This window comes from Saccharothrix stipae (assembly GCF_054781895.1).
Genome location: NZ_BAAGTN010000002.1, coordinates 305,041 through 324,597 on the forward strand (window position 1 = coordinate 305,041; position 19,557 = coordinate 324,597).

The following is a 19,557-nucleotide window of genomic DNA, read 5'->3' on the forward strand; positions in this document are numbered from 1 at the left end:
TGACCTCGCTCCCGCCGTGCGAGCATGAAACGTTTCATTCCACGTGGCCGACGTTATCCAGCCCACCCGGACCCGTCAAGGCGCCGATGGTCGCTGATACGTTTCAGAACCCCGCGTCGGATGGCGCCACCGCCGGACCCTTGGGCGTTATCCGGTTGCGCCGCCGAACGGGGCCGTCGACGATCGGCCGCATGACGGGTGACGGCGCGGCCGCGAGCGATCGGGCGTTCGGCTGGGCGGACATGTGGGCCCAGCCGGAGGACGACCCGCGCGAGGCGGGCGGGCCGTACTCCGGTGAGCGCCAGACCCTGGTGCGGTACCTGCGCGACCGGCGGTTGACGCTGGAGCTGAAGTGCGCCGGGCTGGGCGCGGAGGACCTGGCCCGCCGCACGGTGCCGCCGTCGGACCTGTCGCTGCTCGGGCTGGTGCGGCACCTGGCGGAGGTCGAGCAGTACTGGTTCCGGCGGGTGATGGCAGGCCAGGACGTCACACCGCACTACACCTCGGCGACCGTCGCGTTCGGCGAGGCGAGGGCCGATCCCGAGGTGGTCAAGGACGCGTGGGCCACCTGGCGGGCCGAGGTGGCCTTCGCCGAGCGCTTCGTGGCCGCCGCGCCGGACCTGGACGTGCCGGGCACGGGCGACCCGGAACACGCCCCGATCCCGCTGCGCGAAGTCCTGATCCACCTGATCGAGGAGTACGCCCGGCACAACGGCCACGCCGACCTCATCCGCGAGCGGATCGACGGCCGGGTCGGCCAGTAGGGCCCAACGGCCGGTAGGGCTCGCCGACCGGCAGGGCTCACCGGACGGCGGGCGCACAGGCACGGCTCACCGGGCCGTGGCCGCGTAGCGGTGCCCGGCGCGGGCGGTGAAGGTGATGGAGTCGCCGTCCGCGCGGCTGGGCACCTGCCTCCCGGTCCGCACGTCGACCAGCCGGAAACCGTCGCGGAACAGGGTGCTGCGGGCCGTCACCGGGCCGTCCCGGCCGGTCGCCAGGGTGATCTCCCGGGCCGCGCCGTCGGACCACCGCACGTCGACCGTGACGTCACCGCGCGCCCGCAGGCCCGCGTACGACCCGTCGCGCCACTCGCCGGGCAGCGCGGGCAGCACGTCGACCACGCCGTCCTGGCTCTGCAGCAGCATTTCCGCCACCCCCGCGGTCGCGCCGAAGTTGCCGTCGATCTGGAACGGCGGGTGGGTGTCCCAGAGGTTCGGCAACGTGCTGCCGATCAGCTGCTCCGCCAACATCCTGTGCGCGTGGTCGCCGTCCAGCAGCCGCGCCCAGAAGTTGATCTTCCACGCCTTGCTCCAGCCGGTGCCGCCGTCGCCGCGCGCGGTCAACGAGGTCTCGGCGGCGGCCGCGAGCTCCGGGGTCTTGCGCGGGCTGATCCCGTTGCCCGGGAACAGGGCGAACAGGTGCGAGACGTGCCGGTGGGTGTTCGCCGGGTCGTCCCAGTCCTGCTTCCACTCCTGCAACTGGCCCCAGGACCCGATCCTCGTGCCGGGGTCGAGCCGGTCGAGCGCCTTGCGCACCTCGCCGCCGAACGCGGTGTCGCCCACGACGTCGGCGGCGGACACGACGTTGGCGAACAGCTGCCCGACGATCTGCTGCGACATGGCGGCGCCCGCGGAGAAGTCGCCGTGCTCGGGCGAGTAGCTCGGCGTGACGACGAGCGTGCCGTCGCGCGGGTCCACCCGCAGCCCGTCGAGCCAGAACCGGGCGAGTTCCCTCATCACCGGGTACGCCCGCTCGCGCAGGAACCGGCGGTCACCGGTGAACAGGTAGTGCTCGTAGTAGTGCTGCGCGAGCCACGCGCCCGCCTCGGGGAACCAGAACGCGGTCGCCCAGTCGTGCACACCGGTGAAGCCGAAGGGGTTCGTCTCGTTGTTGACGACCCAGCCGCGGCTGCCGTGCATCTCCCGGGCGGTGACGGCGCCCGGCTCGCGCAGTTCGTCCACGAAGTCGAACAGGGGCCCGGTGGTCTCGGCGAGGTTCGTCGTCTCGGCGGGCCAGTAGTTCATCTGCAGGTTGATGTTCACGTGGTAGTCCGCGCTCCACGGCGGCGACACCGAGTTGTTCCACACCCCTTGCAGGTTCGCGGGCAGCGACCCGGACCGCGAGGAGGAGATCAGCAGGTAGCGGCCGTACTGGAAGTACAGGGCCTCCAACGCGCGCCGGGCCGTCGTGGGCGCGGTGGCGTAGCCGCGCAGGAGTTCGTCGGTCGGCACGTCCACCCGCTGCTGCCCGATGTCCAGCCGCACCCGGTCGAACAGCGCGCGGTGGTCGCGTTCGTGCGCGTCGAGCAGCCGGTGCCAGCCCTTCGCCGACGCCGCGTCGACGAGCGCTCGGACGCGGTCGTGCGGGTCCGGGCCGCGGTAGGTCGGGTAGTCGTCGGCGTAGTCGGTGCCCGCCGCGAACACCAGCACCGCGCTGTCGGCGGCCGTCACGGTGACCGTGCCGTCGGCGTTGTCGACGCGCGTGCCGCCCCGGTTGAGCACCTGGAGCTGGGACTCGAACCGCATGCCGTTGTCGTGCAACGCGCCGGTGAGGGTGGACCGGCCGCCGCCGGCCGCGGTGTGCGCGGAACGGTTGTCCGGCGCGGTGATCGACGTGGTGAAGCCGATCCGGCCGGGCCGGTCGGCGGACAGCCGGGCGACCAGCACGCCGTCGGCGGCGGTGGCGAAGTACTCCCGCGTGTACCGCACGCCGTCCGCCGCGTAGGTCACCGAGGCGACCGCGCGGGACAGGTCCAGGGCACGCCGGTAGTCGGTGACCTCGGCGGGTGGGTCGGTGAGCGTCAGGCCGAGTTCGCCGAACGGCTGGTAGGCGCCGAACCCGCGGCGCGGTTGGCCCAATGCCGCCGCGACGGTGGCCGGTGCGACCCGCTGATCGCGTTCGACCAGTTCCTGGACGGTGCGGACGGCGTCCGGTCGCGGGCTGGTCCAGTTGCCGAAGTCGTAGCCCTGCGCCGAGCCGGGACCACCGGTCCACAGGGTCTTCTCGTTGAGCTGGATGCGTTCGCGCGCCACGGTGCCGAACACGCCGCCGCCGAGGGCGCCGTTGCCGATGGGCAGCGACTCGCGCTCCCAGTCGGCGGCGGGCTCGTCGTACCAGAGCGTCAACGTTCCCCGATCCACCGCGGCCACCGCTCGATCCTCCTCGGGCACGCCGACGCCGAGGGCGAGACCCGCGACGACGACCGCTGCCACACTGCTGCGCATACGTCTCATGTCTCCGTGACGGTAACAATACATCCGAAGTGTCGGAAGCCCTCTGCGGCTCGCACGCCCGAATGACGCACTAGATGGAGCGATACATCGGAGGGGTGAAACCGTTCGGTGGATCGTCGATTGACCCCTGGGTGCGCGGGAAGCCAACGCCGATCTCGCGGCGCACCCGGTGGTCGGGCGGGACTACCCGGTGCCGGCCCGTGCGCTGCCGTCCGGCGCGTCCGGGCAGATCCGCAACCTCGCCACGACCGCCGGGAACCTGCTGCAACGCACCCGGTGCGGGTACTTCCGGGACGTCACGACGCCGGGCAACAAGCGCGTGGCGATGGCGGCGCTCGACGCGCAGGTGACCCCGTCCGACCTGATCACGTCGGTGGACCTGAGGACGTGTTCCACCGGGCGGTCGACGCGGAGCTCGCGGGCGCGCGCCGTTGGCGGGCAACGGTTTCAAGGCCGTCCTGGCCCGCAACGCGGTGGTGTCCGCGCTGCGGGAGCTGAGCCGGGCGGCCCGGGCCGCCCGACTGTGACGTGGTCGCGGTCTAGGGCAGCAGCACGTCCAGGAACGGGTTGCTGAACACCCGGTGCGGGTCGAAGGCGTTGAGGGTGGCCAGGGCGGCGTCCCAGCTCGGGTTCGGGCCCTGCCGGTAGCTGTCGGGCACGGTGGAGGTGAGCATCGTGTGGTCGGCCCAGGCCGCCTGGTTCGTGTACGCCCAGCCCTTGGACCACTCGGCCCGGGTCGTCGCGTACGCGCCGGTGTACCGGGTGAAGAAGAACTGCTCCAGCTCGCGGTAGAACGCCGCCGCGCCGGGCGCGGTCGGGAAGGTCAGCACGTCGAACCACACCGCGACGTCCCACTCGGGGTGGTCCGCGCGGGGCCGTGCGGCGGAGAGCGCGGGCGTTTGCGCGCCGGGCACGCCGACGTGCGACGGGTCGTCCAGGCCGCCGACGCGGATCTCCACCTGGCCGGTCACCGGGAACAGCCCGCGGTTCTTGTAGGACAGCAGGAGCTCCTGGTAGAACGCGGCGAAGTCGCTGACCACGCGCTGGACCTCGGCGCGGCTGGTCAGCACCGCGTACCCGTTCGCGGTCTCGCGCAGCGTGGTCGGCTTGACGTAGAGCAGGAGGTTCTTCGACGCGCCCCACAGGTCGGTGGTGAGCGTGGCGGTCAACCCGGTGGCCGCCGTCGTGTACTGCAGCTGCCCGAACGTCGGGGTGAGCGCCCACGCGCCGGTGATCAGCAGGTCGGCGAGGTCGGACACGGGCTTGGGCACGTTGTCGGAGAACACGTAGTTGTACGGCGCGACGACGTGGCGGGAGGTCGGCGGCTTGGTCGGCGCGACGCTCCACGTCTTGAGCCACGGGTGGTCGGTGAAGACGAACCAGATCGCCTCGACCCGTCCCGCCTGGTCGAGGAAGCTCGCGAACGTGCGGGTCGCGCCGCTGCCCGGCGGTGCGAACAACTCGCTGGTCGGGATGTCGACCCGGCTCACGCAGCGCAGGTTCTGGTTCGCGCCGACGCGGAGGGTGACCTCGGTCAGGAACGCGCGGCCCACGTGGGTCAGCAGCGCGGCGCACTCGGGCTCGTCGCGCTGGAAGGTGCGCAACCGGTACTCGCCGCCCTCCCACACCACGGCGGTCAGCGAGATGATCAGGTTGCTCAGGGTGCCGTAGGTGTGGCCCGGCACGCGGGTCTCGCCGACCGCCGGGATCGACGTGCCGTGGCCGTTGATCGCCAGCACACCGCCCACGGTGAGGTCGCCCGGCGCCGGCGTGTTGGTCACGCCGAGGCCCGCGTCCTCCAGCAGCGCCAACAGGTCGTCCATCGACGCGCCGGTCTGCGCCCGCACCGCGCCCGGCAGCACGGTCACGGCCTTGAGGTGGCGGGTGGTGTCGACCAGCACGACGCGGTCCGCGCCGGTGGTGTCGGCGGTGACGGTGAGCGGCGACCACCCGTGCCGGAAACCCCTGGGCCGCAACGTGTACCCCTGGCCGTGCGCCCAGTTGGCGAGGAGCACCACGTCGGCCGGGGTGCGCGGCGCGCACGTCCACAGGTCGTCGGTGCGGATCTCCCCCGCCCAGTTCCGGTAGGCCTGGCGGTACAGGTCGACGCCCGACGGGAACGCGGGCGGCGGGTCGGCCGCGACCTCGCCCGCCGACAGCGCGCCGACGGGCAACCAGGCCAGGGCCGAGGCGCCGAGGAAACTGCGGCGGGACAGGGAATCGCCGAGCGGGCTCATGATCCCGACCCTAAGTCCACCCGGGGTGGCTCGCGCGGCGCCGACGGGAGGTTGCGCCGAACAGCGCAGCGCGATCGTCTCGGTTGGCGCGCCTCGCCGCCGGCTGGGCAACAATCCGGTCGCCGGGCGAGGTCCGCCGGCGATACGTTCCGCCGATGGCGGAGATCCACGGCACGTGCGACGAGCGGTTCGGTGCGGTGCGCGACACCTTGGCGGCGTCACTGGACCGGGACGATGTCGGCGCGTCGGTCGCGGTGTACCTGGACGGCGAGCCGGTGGTCGACCTCTGGGGCGGTCACGCCGACGCGGCGCGCACCAGGCCGTGGGAACGGGACACCATCGTCAACGTCTGGTCCACCACCAAGACCATGGCCGCGCTGTGCGCGTTGATCCTCGCCGACCGGGGCGTGCTCGACCTGGACGCGCCGGTCGCCGAGTACTGGCCGGAGTTCGCCGCGGCGGGCAAGGGCGGCGTGCGGGTGCGGCACGTGCTGGGCCACACCGCGGGCCTGCCCACCTGGCAGGAGCCGATCACGGTGCCCGACCTGTTCGACTGGGAGGACGCGACGGCACGGCTGGCGGCGCAGCCCGCCCGGTGGGAGCCGGGCGCGGTCGGGTGCTACCACCCGTTGACGCAGGGGTTCCTGGTGGGCGAGGTGGTCCGCCGGGTGACCGGGCGCGGCCTGGGCGCGTTCTTCGCCGAGGAGGTGGCCGGGCCGCTGGGCGCCGACTTCCACATCGGCCTGCCCGTCGAGCACGACCACCGGGTGGCGCGGGTGATCCCGCCGCCGGGTTCGGCGGGCGAGGCGGCTCCCGGGTTGGCCGGGGAGGAGCCCAACCCCGCCATCGTGGCGGAGGACGCGAACGCGCCGGCGTGGCGGCGGGCGGAGATCCCGTCCGCCGGAGGGCACGGCAACGCGCGTTCGGTGGCGTTGGTGCAGTCCGCGTTGGCGTGCGGCGGAACGGTCGGTGGCGTGCGGCTGCTGTCGGAGGCCGGGTGCCGACGCGTGCTGGAGCAGCAGTTCCGGGGCGTGGACCACTACCTGGGCGTGCCGCTGCGCTACGGCATGGGTTTCCGGGTCGAGGGGCGGACGTGCTCCTGGGGCGGGTGGGGCGGTTCGGTCGTGGTGGTCGACCTGGACACCCGCATGACGGTCGCGTACGTGATGAACCAGATGCTGGAGCAGGGCACGATGGGCGACAACCGCGGCCTCGGGATCGTGCTGGCCGCCTACGACGGGCTCGCCGCCGCGGCCTGACCACGGCCGGTCCCGAGCACGACCGGCAGGGTGCGGTGGCCGTTGGAGATGAACGACGGCAGGGGTCGCAGTTCGTCGGCGGGCACGGCGAGGGCGAGGTCGGGGAAGCGGTCGAACAGGGTGCGCAGCGCCACTTCGGCCTCGATGCGGGCCAGCGGCGCGCCGAGGCAGTAGTGGACGCCGTGGCCGAAGGACAGGTGCGTCTTGTCCGCGCGGGCGATGTCGTAGCGGTCGGCCCCGGTCCCGTGGTGGGCCGGGTCGCGCCCGGCGGCGGCGTAGGCGGCGAGGATCGCCTCGCCCCGGCGGATCGTGACGCCGTCCACCGCGATGTCCTCGACGGCGTAGCGCAGCGGCAGGTTCGCCACCGGGGCCTGCCACCGCAGCGTCTCCTCGATCACCTCGTCCCAGCCGCGTTCGCCGGACCGGACCAGGCGGAGTTGGTCGGGGTGGGTGAGCAGCGCGGTGACGGCGTGGTCGAGGAGGTTGACCGTGGTCTCGTGGCCCGCGGAGATCACCAGCAGGAGGGTGTCGAGCAGCTCCGGCTCGGTGAGCCGGGTGCCGTCCTCGTCGCTCGCCGCGATCAGGCCGCTGGTCAGGTCGTCACCGGGGTCGGCCCGCTTGGCCGCGACCAGGCCGCCCAGGATCTCGTAGAGCAGGCGCTGGTTGGTCACCGCCTCCTCCGGGGTCGTCGTGGTGTCGAAGAGGCTGTCCACGGTCCGGCGCAGGCCCGGACGGGCGTCGTCGGGGATGCTCAGCAGGCCGCAGATCACCTCGATCGGCAGCGGGTAGGCGAACCCGGCGCGCAGGTCGACCTCGTCCGGTCCGGCGGCGAGCCGGTCGACCAGGTCCGCCGCGATCCGCTCCACCTGCGGGCGCAGCGCCTCGGTCCGGCGGGCGGTGAAGGCCTTGGAGATCAACGAACGCAGCCTGCGGTGCTCGGCGCCGTAGGCGGTGAACATGTTCCGCGCGGCGACCCACAGGTACAGCGGCCAGTCCTCCCGGACCTCACCGTCGATCAGGGCGGGCCAGTGGCGGCGCGCGTCCTTGGAGACGCGCGGGTCGGCGAGCAGCCGGCGGAGCAGGTCGAGGTCGCCGACCGACCAGGCCGTGACGCCGCCCGGCAGTCGGACTCGCGCCACCGGCCCGACCGCGCGCAGGGCCGCGGCCTCGGCGTGGATGTCGCGACCGGTCGGGTCGAGCGTGTGCGAGCCCGGAGTCATGCACCCATCGTTACCGCAAGATCACCGACCGGACAAGGCGGTGCCGGAGTGCTCGCAGACCTGGTTCGCCCGGTCCCCGGCTATGAGGCGCCGTGCCGGACGCGTGAGCGGGACGCGCGTTCGCGGGTCGCAGGGCCGAAGTCGGGTGCCACGACGGAACCGCGCAGGTGGTCCCGGCGCAGCACCGCCAGACCCGCCATCAGGGCCGCCAGCACCGCGAACACCGACGCGACGGTCAGCGCCCCGAGTGGGCCGGCCGCGCCGACGACCGCGCCCGCGACCAGGATGCCGACCACGCCCGAACAGGCGGTCACCGCACCGACGGTGGCGAACACCCGTCCCCGGACCGCCTCGGGCGTCCTGGCCTCGACCAAGCCGTTCAGCGTCGCGTTCTGCACCGCGCCGCACGCACCGGCGACCAGCCACGCGACCGCGTTGACCAGCAGGTGCGGCAGCTGCGCCGGTGCGGCGAGCGCCAACGCCAGGACCACGTTGCCGGTGGCGAAGGCCGCGACCGACGCGCGTGCCGCGGTGAAGCGCCTGCCCAGGTCCGCGCCGAGCAGCAGGCCCGCCGTCCAGCAGGCGAGCATCGCGCTGTAGGTGAACTCGTTGCCGCCGATCGGGCCGAAGACCAGGAACACCTCGTTGGCCAGCGCGATCGCCACGGCGACGCCGACCACGGCCTGCGCGACGACGCGTCCCAGCAGCAACCGGTCGCTGCGCAGCAGCACCCAGCCGCTCCACTGGCCGTCCGACGCGGCGACCACGTCGTCCCGCCCGGGGTCGCGGTCCACCCGCAGCCACAGCACCACGAGCGCGAGGTACGTGCACACCGACACCGCGTCGAGCATGACGGCCCACTCGACACCCGGCCCGACCGCGATCACGCCGCCCAGCACGATGCCCGCCACCGACCCGGTGTTCTGCGCCGACGACCACGACGCGTGCCCACCGGCCGCGCCCTCCTCGCCGGTGGCGAACGGGATCAGCGCGGACGCGCAGGCCCGCACGACGCCGCCGCACACGCCGAGCAGCGCGACCACCCCGTACAGCACCGGCAGCCGGGCGTGCCCGAACAGCAGTCCGACCAGCAGCAGCACCTGCGTGAACACCGCCACGGTGAGCAGCAGGCGGTTGGGGAACCGGTCGACCGCCCACCCGCCGAGCGGCGCGCCGACCACCGCGCCGAACGCGACCGCGACGAACAGCCCGGCCACGGCGAACGCCCCACCGGCGGCCAGTTCGGTGGTGAACCCGATCAGCGTGAGCTGCGCGCCGAGGCAGGCCACGCCGGACCCGCCCACCAGCACCGCCAGGTCCCGGTTCCCCCGCAGACCACCGAGCACTGCGACCATTCCGCTCCCCCGCCGCGTCGCCGGTACGGACCGAGGCGTTCGCCTCGGGGTGCCGATCATGCCCGAAGATCACGTCGGATGGCGGGACCCGGTGGGCGGGTCAGTCCACCGACGCGTGCGGTCGGACGACCGCCAGGGGGCACGGCGAGTGGTGGACCAGGGCCTGGCTGGTGGAGCCGAGGAGCATCCCGGTGAACCCGCCGCGGCCGCGACTGCCGACGACCAGCAGCCCCGCGTCCCGTGAGGCGTCGATCAGGGCTTTCGCCGGGCGGTCGCGCACCACCCGTCGGTCGACCACCACGTCCGGGTACTTCTCCTGCCAACCGGCCAGGCGTTGGGCCAGCAGTTGCCGCTGCTGTTCGCGCACCTCGTCCGAGTGAACCCGCATCCGGTCGGCGTAGGGGGTGTCCGCGAGCAGCGGCGTCCACGCGATGAGCGCGGTGAGCGTCGTCCCCCGCACCGACGCCTCCTCGAACGCGAACGCGATCGCCGCCTCCCCCGCCGGCGAGCCGTCCACGCCGACCACGACCGGGCCGGTGGCCGGGTACGGGCCGCGCACGACGACCACGGGGCCGTGGCCGTGTGCGGCGACCGACACCGCCACCGACCCGACGACCAGCCCGAGGAACGCGCCCAGCCCCTGCGAGCCGAGCACGACGGCCCGCGCGTCCCGGGACGCGGCGATCAGCGCGGCGGCGGGCTGGTCGACCGCCACCGACGTCCGCACCTCGGGCAGCTCGGCGACGAGGTCGTGCACGCTCGCCGCCGCCGTCTCCAGCCACCGCCTGCCCTGCTCCTCGAACGCCTCCCGCACCTCGCGGCCGCTCGGCACCACCTCCGGGTACCCGTGCGCGGGCAGCAGGTAGGCGTGCACGAGCAGGAGCGGCGCACGATGCCGCGCGGCCTGCTCCGCGGCCCACCGGACGGCCCTCAGCGCCGACTCCGAGCCGTCCACTCCGACCACGATCGGACCACTCATCACCGCTACCTCCAGCCGACGTCGGCGACACCCACACACCATCCGACGACGGGCGTCCGGCCGCACGTCGACAGCCGTGCGGGCCACCGCACCACCGCGTTCGGAGGAGTCCTCGCGGTGTCGTGCCGGCCGGATACGATCCTTCGCGTGGACCCCGCCGACGACCTGCTCGCCTGGGCGCCCCCGCCGGGTGGGGGCGGTGCGGCGCAGGCCGTCGCGCTGCCCGGCTACAGCGACTTCCGGCTCGTCGCGCACGGCGGCGAGGGCACCGTGTACCGGGCCACCCAGGACGGGCTGGGGCGCGACGTCGCGGTGAAGGTGCTGGACGTGACCGACCCGGAGACGGTCAGCCGGTTCCGCCGCGAGCTGGAGATCACCGTCCGGCTCGGCCGCCAGCACCCGCACGTCGTGACGGTGCTGGACACCGGTGTGATCGCCGGTCGGCCGTGCATCGTGATGGAGTACTACGACCTCGGGTCGCTGCACGACCGGTTGCAGCAGCGCGGACCGCTGCCCGTGCACGAGGTGGTCGCGGCCGGGATCGCGGTGGCCGACGCGCTGTCCTTCGCGCACGGCCAGGGGATCCTGCACCGGGACGTGAAGCCGCAGAACATCCTGGTGCTGCCCACGTCGTACGTGCTCGCCGACTTCGGCATCGCGCGGGGCGCGGACGCGGCGCACACGGCGTCGTTGCACATGGTGAGCTACCGGCACGCCGCGCCGCAGATGGTGGACGGGCAGCCGCCCGCCGCGACCGACGACCTGTGGTCGCTGGGGTCCACGCTGTTCACGCTGCTGGACGGGCAGCCGCCGTTCGCGTCGGCCAACCCCGGCGAGGACACCATGCTCGCCTACCTCGGGCGGGTGCGGGAGGCGCAGCCGAGGTCGCTGCTGCGGCGGGACGTGCCGGTCGAGCTGATGGCGATCCTCCTGCGGTGCCTGCGCAAGGCGCGCGAGGAGCGGTTCCCCGACGCGGCGTCGTTGCGGGCGGCGCTGGCCGCGGTGCCGACGTGGACGCCGCAGTCCACAGTGGACCCCGAGCACACGGCGGCGGTGCGGCGGCAGGTGCCGGAGCGCTACCCGGACGGTCCGACGGAGCTGCCCGACTTCGGCCCGCGGCAGGTGGTGGAAGCGGCGCCGGAACCCGCCGCCGTCGCGGCCGAGCCGGTGAGGTCGTGGACCGAGGACCTGGCCGACCTGACCGTCCGCCACCACACCGAGCGCCGTCCGCCCGTGCCGCCGCCCGCGCCGCCGTTGGTGGCGCTGCCGGAACCGGCGCCGCGCAGGTCGCGCCGGTCGTGGACGTTGGCGGCGGTGAGCGCGGTGTTCGTGGGCGTGGTCGTGGGGGTGGCGTTGAGCCTGCCCGGTCGGTCGGAGCAGGCGGCGACGCCGTCGTCGTCGGTGTCCACGACCACCAGTACGGTCGCCGCGACCACGACGACCGCCACGACGGCGAGCCTGCCGGAGGGTGGCGACCCGAAGTTCACGCCGGTGCTCAAGCGGCTGGAGGACGACGGCGACCGGATCGAGCTGTTCTGGACCGATCCGAGCGACGGCAACGCCCAGTTCGTCGTGGTGGACGTGACGGGCCCGGCCGCGAAGCCGCTGGTGACGGTGGCGGCCGGGGCGACGTCACACGTGCTGGAGGGACTGGAGCCGAAGGCGCCGCAATACTGCTTCCAGGTGCTCGCGATCGGTCTGGCCGACCCGTCGACCCAACGCGGCGCCTCCGCCCGCACCTGCGCCGTGCGCAACGGCTAGCGCCGCCACAGGGGCCGCGGGTCGACCGCCCAGAAAAGCCTGCGGTACCAGGGTATTCCGCGCCGAAGCCCACCACGCACCTGCCGCGCCAACCACCAAGCCGACGGCAACGCACTCCCCGTGCCGCCGGGCCCGGTCCGACCCGACAGCCGCTGATCACCTCTCGGTGGCGCGTACCCCACTCCCCCGCGCCCGGCCATCGGCTGACCACCCACCCCGGTTCCCCCGGCCCCCGGTGACCCGGAACCCGCCACCGACGGATCGAACACCGGGTGACCGGCCGCCCCACCGCTCGCCGGCACACCGCCCGACCCCCGAGGCCCTGATGTCGGATGGCCCGGTGCCCCCAACGTTTGCGGCGGCGCGTGGCCCACTCCCCCGTGTCCCGCCACGGCCCGGCCGGCTACGTCACCGGTTCGTGGTGCGGTGGTCGTGCCAGGCGGCCGGGAGCCCGAGGTGGCCGGGTAGTCCGAGTGCGCCGGGGCGAAAGCCGCGTAGTCCGCCAACCGGGCCAGTTCCACCGCCGGCGCCGACGCCAGGTCCGCCGCGATGTCCGGCGCGGTCCGGTCGCACGGCGGGGTTCGGCCGGCCAGCAGCAGGCCGTCCAGGACGTAGGCCCACGCGCCGGTCGCGCCCGCGGCACGCAGGCGTCCGCGCCGTACCAACCGCGCCAACCCGAGCACCAGCAGCACCAGCACCGGCACCCCGCCCAGCACTGCGTAGCCGATCCACCGCCGCGACTCGGCGGGCGTCCCCTGCGCGGCCACCTGGCTCGACGGCGTCGCCAACGGCGGCGGTGCGGACAGCGGGGTGCTGGTCGGCGTGGCGGTGACCGACGCCAACCGGTCCAGCACCTCGCGCTTCTGCGCCGCGCTCGAACCACCCGACGACACACCGGCCACCGGGTCGAACGGGACCCAGCCCCACCCGGCGAAGTACACCTCGGGCCACGCGGTCGCGTCGCTGCCGCGCACCACCCGCTCCTCACCGGCCGCGGGCTGGAAGCCGACGACGACCCGGGTCGGCAGCCCCACCGCCCGCGCCAGCACCGCGAACGCCGACGCGAACTGCTCCGCCGTCCCCGCGTTCGCCCCCGGCTCACCGGGCCCGCCGAACAGGAACCGCTCCAACCGCGCGTAGGACGACCCGACCGGCGCCTGGGCATCCGGCGTCCGCCCCTGCTTCACCACCTGCTCGATGGCCACGGCCCGCTCGTACGGCGTCCGCGCGTGCTGCGCGATCTGCCGCGCGTACTCCGCCAACGAGTACGGCAACCCCGGCAACGCCAGGTACCGGCCCGCGTCGGCGGGCACCGTGGCGCCGAGCAGGTCCGTGTCGTCGGGCACGTCGAGCACACCGCGCACCCGGTACGACAGGCCCGGCCTGAGCTCGTTCAGCAGCACCAGCGACCCCGAGTCCGGGTCGACCATCGCGCCGTCCAACGTCACCCCGGTCGGCCGCCCGACCGCGGGCAGCCACCGTCCGCCCAGCTCACCGATGGTGATTTCCACCTCGGTCTCGTCCACCCGCGCGCCCGACGGGAGGTCCGGCTCGGCCACCGCGCCGATCGGCCCGTACAGCGACGCGGCCCGCCACGCCGCGCCGGAGTAGTCGGACAACGCCACCAGCCGCACCGCGCGCTCCGGCCCGCGCACCCGGAACAGCTCGGTGTCGCCCAGGTTCGCCCACGACGCCAGCTGCGGCAGCGGGCTCGCCACGCCCAGGTCGCTGACCGGCGGTTCGACCAGCTCGCGCGGCTCGAACGCGTCACCGGACGGCAGCACGACGGCGAGCGCCGCCACCACCGCCACCGGCACGGCGGGCAGCCCGAGCAGCACCCGGCCACCGGCCTCCAGCCGGTCGACCAGCAGCCAACCGAGGGCGACCAGCGCGACCAGCACCACCGCGACCACGCCGTACCGGTCCGCCCGCCCGGCCGTCAGCAACGCCGTGCAGGTGTAGAGCACCGCCGCACCGACCACCGGCGCGAGCAGCGACCGCCCACGCCGCACCAGCGCCAGCACCACGACCAGCGACACGCCGAACACCAGCAACGCGCCCGGCACCAGCAGCTCGGGCGTCGCGGGCGCGGGCCGTGCGGCGGTCAGCAGGCGCGGCACCAGGTCCAGCAGCACCGGCAGCGGGTCGGTCGAGTCGATCGCCGTGCCCCGCGCCACCCAGTAGCCGCCGACCAGCGCCAGCGCCACCAACGAGAACACCACCAGCCCGGTCGGCATCCGCCGCCACCGCACCAACGGCAGGCAGCCGAACGCGACCACCACCGCGCCCGCGAACACCAGCGACGCCGTGTACCCCTGCCACCCCGAGCCCAGGTGCAGCGCCGCGACCACCACCAGCAACGCCGACCAGCTCGACCGCGCCCTCACCGCGACACCGCCGTGTTCCAGGCGTCCAACAGCCCTTCGGCCTTCGCGTCGCGCAGCACCAACACCGAGCCGACCGCCGAGATCGGGTGCGTCGGCGCGGGATCGACCGCCAGCACCACACCCACCGACGCCCGCCCGGCCTCCAGCATCAGCGCGGACATGTCGGCCTCCGCGCCGCACACGACCGCCACCACGTCCAGGTCCCGGATCGGCAGCGGACGTGCCGCGGCGGGCCGGTCGGCGGCCTTCAGGTCGGCCAACGCCGCCAGCACCACCGACGCGTCGGCGTCCACCGCGCCCGCGGGCAGCTCCACGTCCACCGCGCCCGACGACGACACCAACCGCACCGGGTGCCCCTCGGCGATCGCCACCGCCACCAGCGACGCCGCCACCTCCACCGCGTCCTCGAAGTCCCCGGCCGCGGCGTAGGAACCGGCGTGGTCGTCCAGCACCACCGCCAGGTGCGGGCGCGCCGGGTCCGCGTCCTCGCGGATCATCAACGTGCCCGTGCGCGCGGACGTCGCCCAGTGCAACCGGCGCAGGTCGTCACCGGGCACGTACTCCCGCAACCCCACCAGGTCCGTGCCGCCGCGCTCCACCCGCTCGTCCGCGCCGACGTGCCCGCGCCGCACCCCGCCGGGCAGACCGCGCACCGGCAGCACGCGCGGCACCACGCGCACCTCGACCACCTCGCCGACGACCGTGCGGGCGTGCGCCAGACCCGCCAGACCGCGGCGGCTCAACGTCAGCGGGCCCACCCGCAGCAGACCACGCGTGTGCGTCGGGATCGGGTACTCCACCTTCACCTTCTGCCCCGGCGCGAGCAGCGGGATGTCCACCGCCACGACGTCACCGGCCACCTCGTCGGTCGCGTCGAACACCACCGGGAACCTCTTGCTGGTGCCGGTCAGCTCGACCACGCCCGTGCACGCGCCCAACCGCTGCACGGTCCGCGGCCGGACGGTCCGCTTCGGCGCGACCTGCGCACGCGACAGCACCGACAGCACACCGGCGAGGGCGAGCACCAGCAGCGCGATGCCCAACCCCGCCACACCCGGATAACGCCACCACAACCCGCACGCCACCAACGGCACGCCCAGCAGCACCGCGCCGGACCCCCGCGCGGTCAGCCGCACCCTGGTCATCGCGCGGCCGGTCGCGGCACCGCCACGCCGGCCAGGACGTCGGCCAGGACCTCCTCGGTCGTGGTGCCCGCCAACTGCGCCTCACGGGTCAGCACCAACCGGTGCGCCAGCACCGGCACGGCCAACGCCTGCACGTCACCCGGCACCACGAAGTGCCTGCCCTGCGCCGCCGCGTACACCTGCACGCACCGCACCAGCGCACGCAGCCCACGCGTGCTCGCGCCCAACCGCAACCGGCTGTCGCCCCGCGAGGCGACCCCGATGTCGCTGATGTAGTGCAACAACGGGTCCGCCACGTGCAGGGTCGCCAACCGACGCCCGTGCTCGGCGATCACGTGCGGGTTGCTCACCGTCGGCACCGCGCCGACCTGGCCCGCGCCGCTGCCGGGCCGCAGCACGTCGATCTCGTGCCGCACCGACGGGTAGCCGATGGACGTGCGCAGCATGAACCGGTCCAGCTGCGCCTCGGGCAGCCGGTACGTGCCGTCCAGGTCGATCGGGTTCTGCGTGGCCACCACCAGGAACGGCGCGGGCACGGCGTGCGCCACGCCGTCGACCGTGACCGTCCGCTCCTCCATGACCTCCAGCAGCGCCGACTGCGTCTTGGCCGCGGCGCGGTTGATCTCGTCGGCCAGCACGATGTTGGCGAACACCGGACCCGGCCGGAACCGCACCTGACCGGTCTGCGGGTCGTACACCGACGTGCCCGTGACGTCCGACGGCAGCAGGTCGGGCGTGAACTGCACCCGCCGCGACACCCCGCCCAGCGCGCCCGCCACCGCACGCGCCAGCGTCGTCTTGCCGGTGCCCGGCACGTCCTCCAGCAGCACGTGCCCACCGGCGAACATCGCCACCAGCACGAGGTCCACCACGTCCCGCTTGCCCCGCACCGCCGATTCGACCGCGTCACCGAGCCGCGCGTGCAGGGCGCGGAACGCCGCGATCTCGTCCTCGCCGATCGCCGGCACCGCCGTAGTCGTCACTTCTCGCCCCTCGTCACTCGACCCACATCGCCGCAAGCCCGCCGTGCGCTACACCCGCAGGGGCATTCGGGGCGCGAACGCCCGCGGTTCACGACCGGACAGCCGTCACTCCTACTGCCGTCACTCCGACTCGCCGCGCCGCATCCGCCGGTTGCGCAACGTCAACAGCCACGCCGTCGCCAGCAACCCGATGCCGCCGCCGACCAACTGGTTGCTCTCCTCCGACGCGGGCACGCTCCTCGGCTGGCAGATCCGGCCGCCACCGCAGTTCTCGGTCTCGCGCACGGGCGCGTTGCGCACCGCCGAGTCCACCGAACCCGAACCGGACGCGGCATAGGCCCGAACGACCAGCGCGTTGGGGCCGATGTCGACCGCGATCGTCACCGTGCCGCCCGCACAGGCGATCGGCACGCTGTTCTCGTGGGTCGTGTTGACGACCTCGCAGCGGCCGGTGTGGCTCGCCCAGTCGGCGGGTGGCGCGGTGGTCACCTTCTTCTCGTACCGGTGGGAGCCCGCACCGACCAGGCTGATCACGGTCACGCCCCCTTGGGGCAGCGACGGAGGTGGCGGAGCCACGGTGGTGGTCGTCGTGGGAGGCGGAGGGGGCGGGGGCGCCTGCGTGGTCGTGGTCGTCGTGACCACGGGTGCCTGGGTGGTGGTAGTGGTGGTGATCGGCGGCCCGCCCGCCGGGCGGATCGTCCACGACGCCGTGCCCGCCTCACCCGCGCCGAACCGGTTGTACGCCGCCACCGCGACGTCCACCTTGCCGCTCGTGCAGAACGTGGAACCCGCGCACGGCAACACCAACTCGGCCGACGTGCCCGCCACCTGCGTCTCCCGGGTGCCACCCGAGAACCCGCCGGTGCCCGTCACCGCGTAGCCCGAGATCGGCTCACCGCCGTCCGGCACCGCGTTCCAGCTCACCGCCACGACCACCGACGTGCCGTTGTTGCTGCGCTGCGAGACCGTCACACCCGCCGGACGCCCCGGCACCGCACCCGGCGCACCGGCGCTCGTCGTCACCGGCACCGTGGTCGTCACCTGGTCGCCGCGCGGCGGCGGGTTCTGGCCGTTGCCGCGGTTGTCGCGCGTCGGCGGCTCGGGACGCGGCGGAGGCGGGCTCGGCACGCTCGGGATCGGTGACCGCTCCGGGTCCAGCACCGGCAACTCGGGGCTGCGGATCACCACGTCGCGGGTGCGGCCGTCGGCGTCCACGATCACGCCCTGGTCCGCGCCCGGCGCGTTGATGAACAACTTGCCGTCGTCGAACACCAGCGTCGGATCGCCCGAACCGCCCGTGGGCACGTCCTTCGCGCCACGCTCACCCGACCGGTCCAGCACCACGACCTTGCCCGAACCGCGGCACGGCACGTAGACCCGCTCGCGGAACACCACCGGGCGGCCCGGCTTGCGACAGTCGAACCGCCCCATGTCGACCCGCACCACCTCGTCACCGATCACCAGCACGACCACCGACGCGTCCGGCACCGACGCGGGCACCAGGCCCGACGGGCTCATCTGCGCGGCCAGCACCTCACCCGTGAACGACGAGGTGCTCACGGTGGTGTCGCGGCCGGTGCCGTCACGCACCACCACGCCGCCCTCCAACCCGAGCAGCGTCACGCCGCGCTCGTGCGGCACCAACGCGGTCCGCGGGCCCGCGCCCGCCACCGCCTTGTTGGACCGCTCCACGAACTCCTGGTCGTCCTCGGACCACTCCAACGCGTACAGGTTGCCGCCGTGGTCCACCGCCCAGACCACGTCGTGGTCGTCGACCACCACGTCGGCCAGCGGCTGGCCCGCCGACCACGGCGAGCCGATGTCGGCCAGCGTCACCGGGTCGGCGTTGTGCACCGACCCCGCCGCGCGGTCGACCACGAACACGCGGTCACCCGCGATGAGCACCTTCGCCGACGGTCCGGGAGGCGCCTGCCTGCGACCGGACGACAGCAACGTGGCCAGGTCGATCACGGTGATCTGCCCGGTGCGGCGGTCGAGCACGATCAGCTTGTCGTCGGACTGCGCGATCTCCAGCTGCGCGTCCGCACCGCTGACCTGCAACCGCGTCTGCGGTTTGCCGGAGCTGGGGTTGACCTGGACGACCTCGCCGCGCTGGTCGTCGCCCAGCCAGGTCAAGCCGTCGGAGACCTCGACGGCGGTGCGCGAGATGCCGTCGCCCAGTGCGGCGCCGACCAGCAACAGCAAACCCAACGCGGCGGCGCCGACACTGGCCGACTCGCGTTGTCCCGCGCCGATCACCCGACGCGCGACCCTGCCCAGCTTCGCTCCCACGAGCCGGATGCTAACGGGCCGACATGACAATTCTGAGACGACCCGCGAACCTGCTCCGCTCGGCCCACGCGCCACTGCGCCGGATGCGTCCACATCGGACCGGACGTCCTCCGCACGTGGGATCGCCCGACCTCAGAGGTCGGCGTACTCCTCGCGCACCTTCGCGCACTCCGACGTCAACCCCGCGTCCACGGCCCGGCTGATCTCCGCCAGCGACCGCAGCTGCTCAGGGGTCAGCACGTCGAACAGGTGCTCGCGCACGGCCGTCACGTGCCCCGCCGCCGCCTGCTCCAGCACGGCGAACCCGGCGTCGGTGAGCGCCGCGATCGAGCCACGCCGGTCCGACGGGCACGCCCGCCGCACGACCCAGTCCTCCTTCTCCAGCCGGGCCACCGCGTGCGAGAGCCGCGACCGCGACGAGTGGCACACCGCCGCCAGCTCGCTCATCCGCAACTCACGCCCGGGCGCCTCGGACAGCGCGACCAGGATCTCGTAGTACGCCATGGGCATGCCGGAGTCGCGCTGCAACTGCCGGTCCAGGTGTTCGGTGAACTTGGTGACGGCGGTCATGAAGCCACGCCACACCTGCTGCTCCTCGGCGCTCAGCCACCGCACGTCGCTCATGCCTCCCATCATACGGGCGTTGTTGAACCCTCAACCAGGATGAGCTATATTCTGTTGAGAGTTCAACCAGACCAACCCAGAA

At 73.8% G+C, this 19,557-nt stretch carries 13 protein-coding genes and 1 pseudogene; 4 read left to right on the forward strand and 10 right to left on the reverse strand.

Going from position 1 to position 19,557, the window contains the following annotated elements:
* The first annotated feature begins 191 nt into the window (after positions 1 to 191).
* On the forward strand, positions 192 to 764 hold the full coding sequence (locus tag ACYVLT_RS04350) for a DinB family protein (RefSeq protein WP_461118781.1): 573 nt from the start codon (positions 192 to 194) through the stop codon (positions 762 to 764).
* A gap of 66 nt (positions 765 to 830) precedes the next feature.
* Here the strand turns inward: ACYVLT_RS04350 and ACYVLT_RS04355 are convergent, their stop codons facing one another.
* Positions 831 to 3,224 (reverse strand): glycoside hydrolase family 95 protein, encoded by a 2,394-nt coding sequence (locus ACYVLT_RS04355; RefSeq protein ID WP_461118782.1) that lies wholly within the window; start codon positions 3,222 to 3,224, stop codon positions 831 to 833.
* A 136-nt stretch (positions 3,225 to 3,360) separates the two neighbouring features.
* On the opposite strand from ACYVLT_RS04355, the pseudogene ACYVLT_RS04360 reads away from it, so the two are divergent.
* Positions 3,361 to 3,552, forward strand: a pseudogene (locus ACYVLT_RS04360) (FAD binding domain-containing protein); the annotation flags it as partial.
* Between the two features lie 220 nt (positions 3,553 to 3,772).
* Here the strand turns inward: ACYVLT_RS04360 and ACYVLT_RS04365 are convergent.
* On the reverse strand, positions 3,773 to 5,470 hold the full coding sequence (locus tag ACYVLT_RS04365) for a cholesterol oxidase substrate-binding domain-containing protein (RefSeq protein ID WP_461118783.1): 1,698 nt from the start codon (positions 5,468 to 5,470) through the stop codon (positions 3,773 to 3,775).
* Between the two features lie 155 nt (positions 5,471 to 5,625).
* On the opposite strand from ACYVLT_RS04365, the gene ACYVLT_RS04370 reads away from it, so the two are divergent.
* Positions 5,626 to 6,729 (forward strand): serine hydrolase domain-containing protein, encoded by a 1,104-nt coding sequence (locus tag ACYVLT_RS04370; RefSeq protein WP_461118784.1) that lies wholly within the window; start codon positions 5,626 to 5,628, stop codon positions 6,727 to 6,729.
* On the opposite strand, the gene ACYVLT_RS04375 is transcribed toward ACYVLT_RS04370, so the two are convergent.
* The 3 genes from ACYVLT_RS04375 to ACYVLT_RS04385 all read right to left on the reverse strand — a co-directional run bounded on the left by ACYVLT_RS04375 (position 6,702) and on the right by ACYVLT_RS04385 (position 10,283).
* Entirely contained in the window at positions 6,702 to 7,949 is a 1,248-nt protein-coding gene (locus ACYVLT_RS04375) for a cytochrome P450 family protein (RefSeq protein ID WP_461118785.1), read from the reverse strand. The genes ACYVLT_RS04370 and ACYVLT_RS04375 overlap by 28 nt on opposite strands.
* A gap of 80 nt (positions 7,950 to 8,029) precedes the next feature.
* Positions 8,030 to 9,304: an MFS transporter gene (locus ACYVLT_RS04380; protein WP_461118786.1), complete on the reverse strand. Its 1,275-nt coding sequence runs from the start codon at positions 9,302 to 9,304 to the stop codon at positions 8,030 to 8,032.
* A 100-nt stretch (positions 9,305 to 9,404) separates the two neighbouring features.
* Positions 9,405 to 10,283, reverse strand: a complete 879-nt coding sequence (locus tag ACYVLT_RS04385; RefSeq protein ID WP_461118787.1) for a universal stress protein — start codon at positions 10,281 to 10,283, stop codon at positions 9,405 to 9,407.
* 147 nt (positions 10,284 to 10,430) lie between these two features.
* Between ACYVLT_RS04385 and ACYVLT_RS04390 the strand changes: the two genes are divergently transcribed.
* Positions 10,431 to 12,044 (forward strand): serine/threonine-protein kinase, encoded by a 1,614-nt coding sequence (locus tag ACYVLT_RS04390; protein ID WP_461118788.1) that lies wholly within the window; start codon positions 10,431 to 10,433, stop codon positions 12,042 to 12,044.
* Here ACYVLT_RS04390 and ACYVLT_RS04395 read toward each other — a convergent pair.
* The 5 genes from ACYVLT_RS04395 to ACYVLT_RS04415 form a co-directional block, all read right to left on the reverse strand.
* Positions 12,041 to 14,431: a transglutaminaseTgpA domain-containing protein gene (locus ACYVLT_RS04395; RefSeq protein WP_461118789.1), complete on the reverse strand. Its 2,391-nt coding sequence runs from the start codon at positions 14,429 to 14,431 to the stop codon at positions 12,041 to 12,043. The genes ACYVLT_RS04390 and ACYVLT_RS04395 overlap by 4 nt on opposite strands.
* Positions 14,428 to 15,576, reverse strand: coding sequence for a DUF58 domain-containing protein (locus tag ACYVLT_RS04400; protein ID WP_461118790.1), 1,149 nt, complete (start codon positions 15,574 to 15,576; stop codon positions 14,428 to 14,430). Before ACYVLT_RS04400 ends, ACYVLT_RS04395 begins: the two co-directional genes overlap by 4 nt.
* On the reverse strand, positions 15,573 to 16,559 hold the full coding sequence (locus tag ACYVLT_RS04405) for an AAA family ATPase (protein WP_461118791.1): 987 nt from the start codon (positions 16,557 to 16,559) through the stop codon (positions 15,573 to 15,575). Before ACYVLT_RS04405 ends, ACYVLT_RS04400 begins: the two co-directional genes overlap by 4 nt.
* Positions 16,560 to 16,679: 120 nt before the next feature.
* A complete protein-coding gene (locus ACYVLT_RS04410) occupies positions 16,680 to 18,851 on the reverse strand; it encodes a YncE family protein (protein ID WP_461118792.1) in 2,172 nt (723 codons plus the stop codon).
* A gap of 132 nt (positions 18,852 to 18,983) precedes the next feature.
* The gene (locus ACYVLT_RS04415) at positions 18,984 to 19,475 is read right to left on the reverse strand and encodes a MarR family winged helix-turn-helix transcriptional regulator (RefSeq protein ID WP_360447923.1); all 492 of its coding nucleotides are present in this window, start codon (positions 19,473 to 19,475) and stop codon (positions 18,984 to 18,986) included.
* Positions 19,476 to 19,557 lie beyond the last annotated feature (82 nt).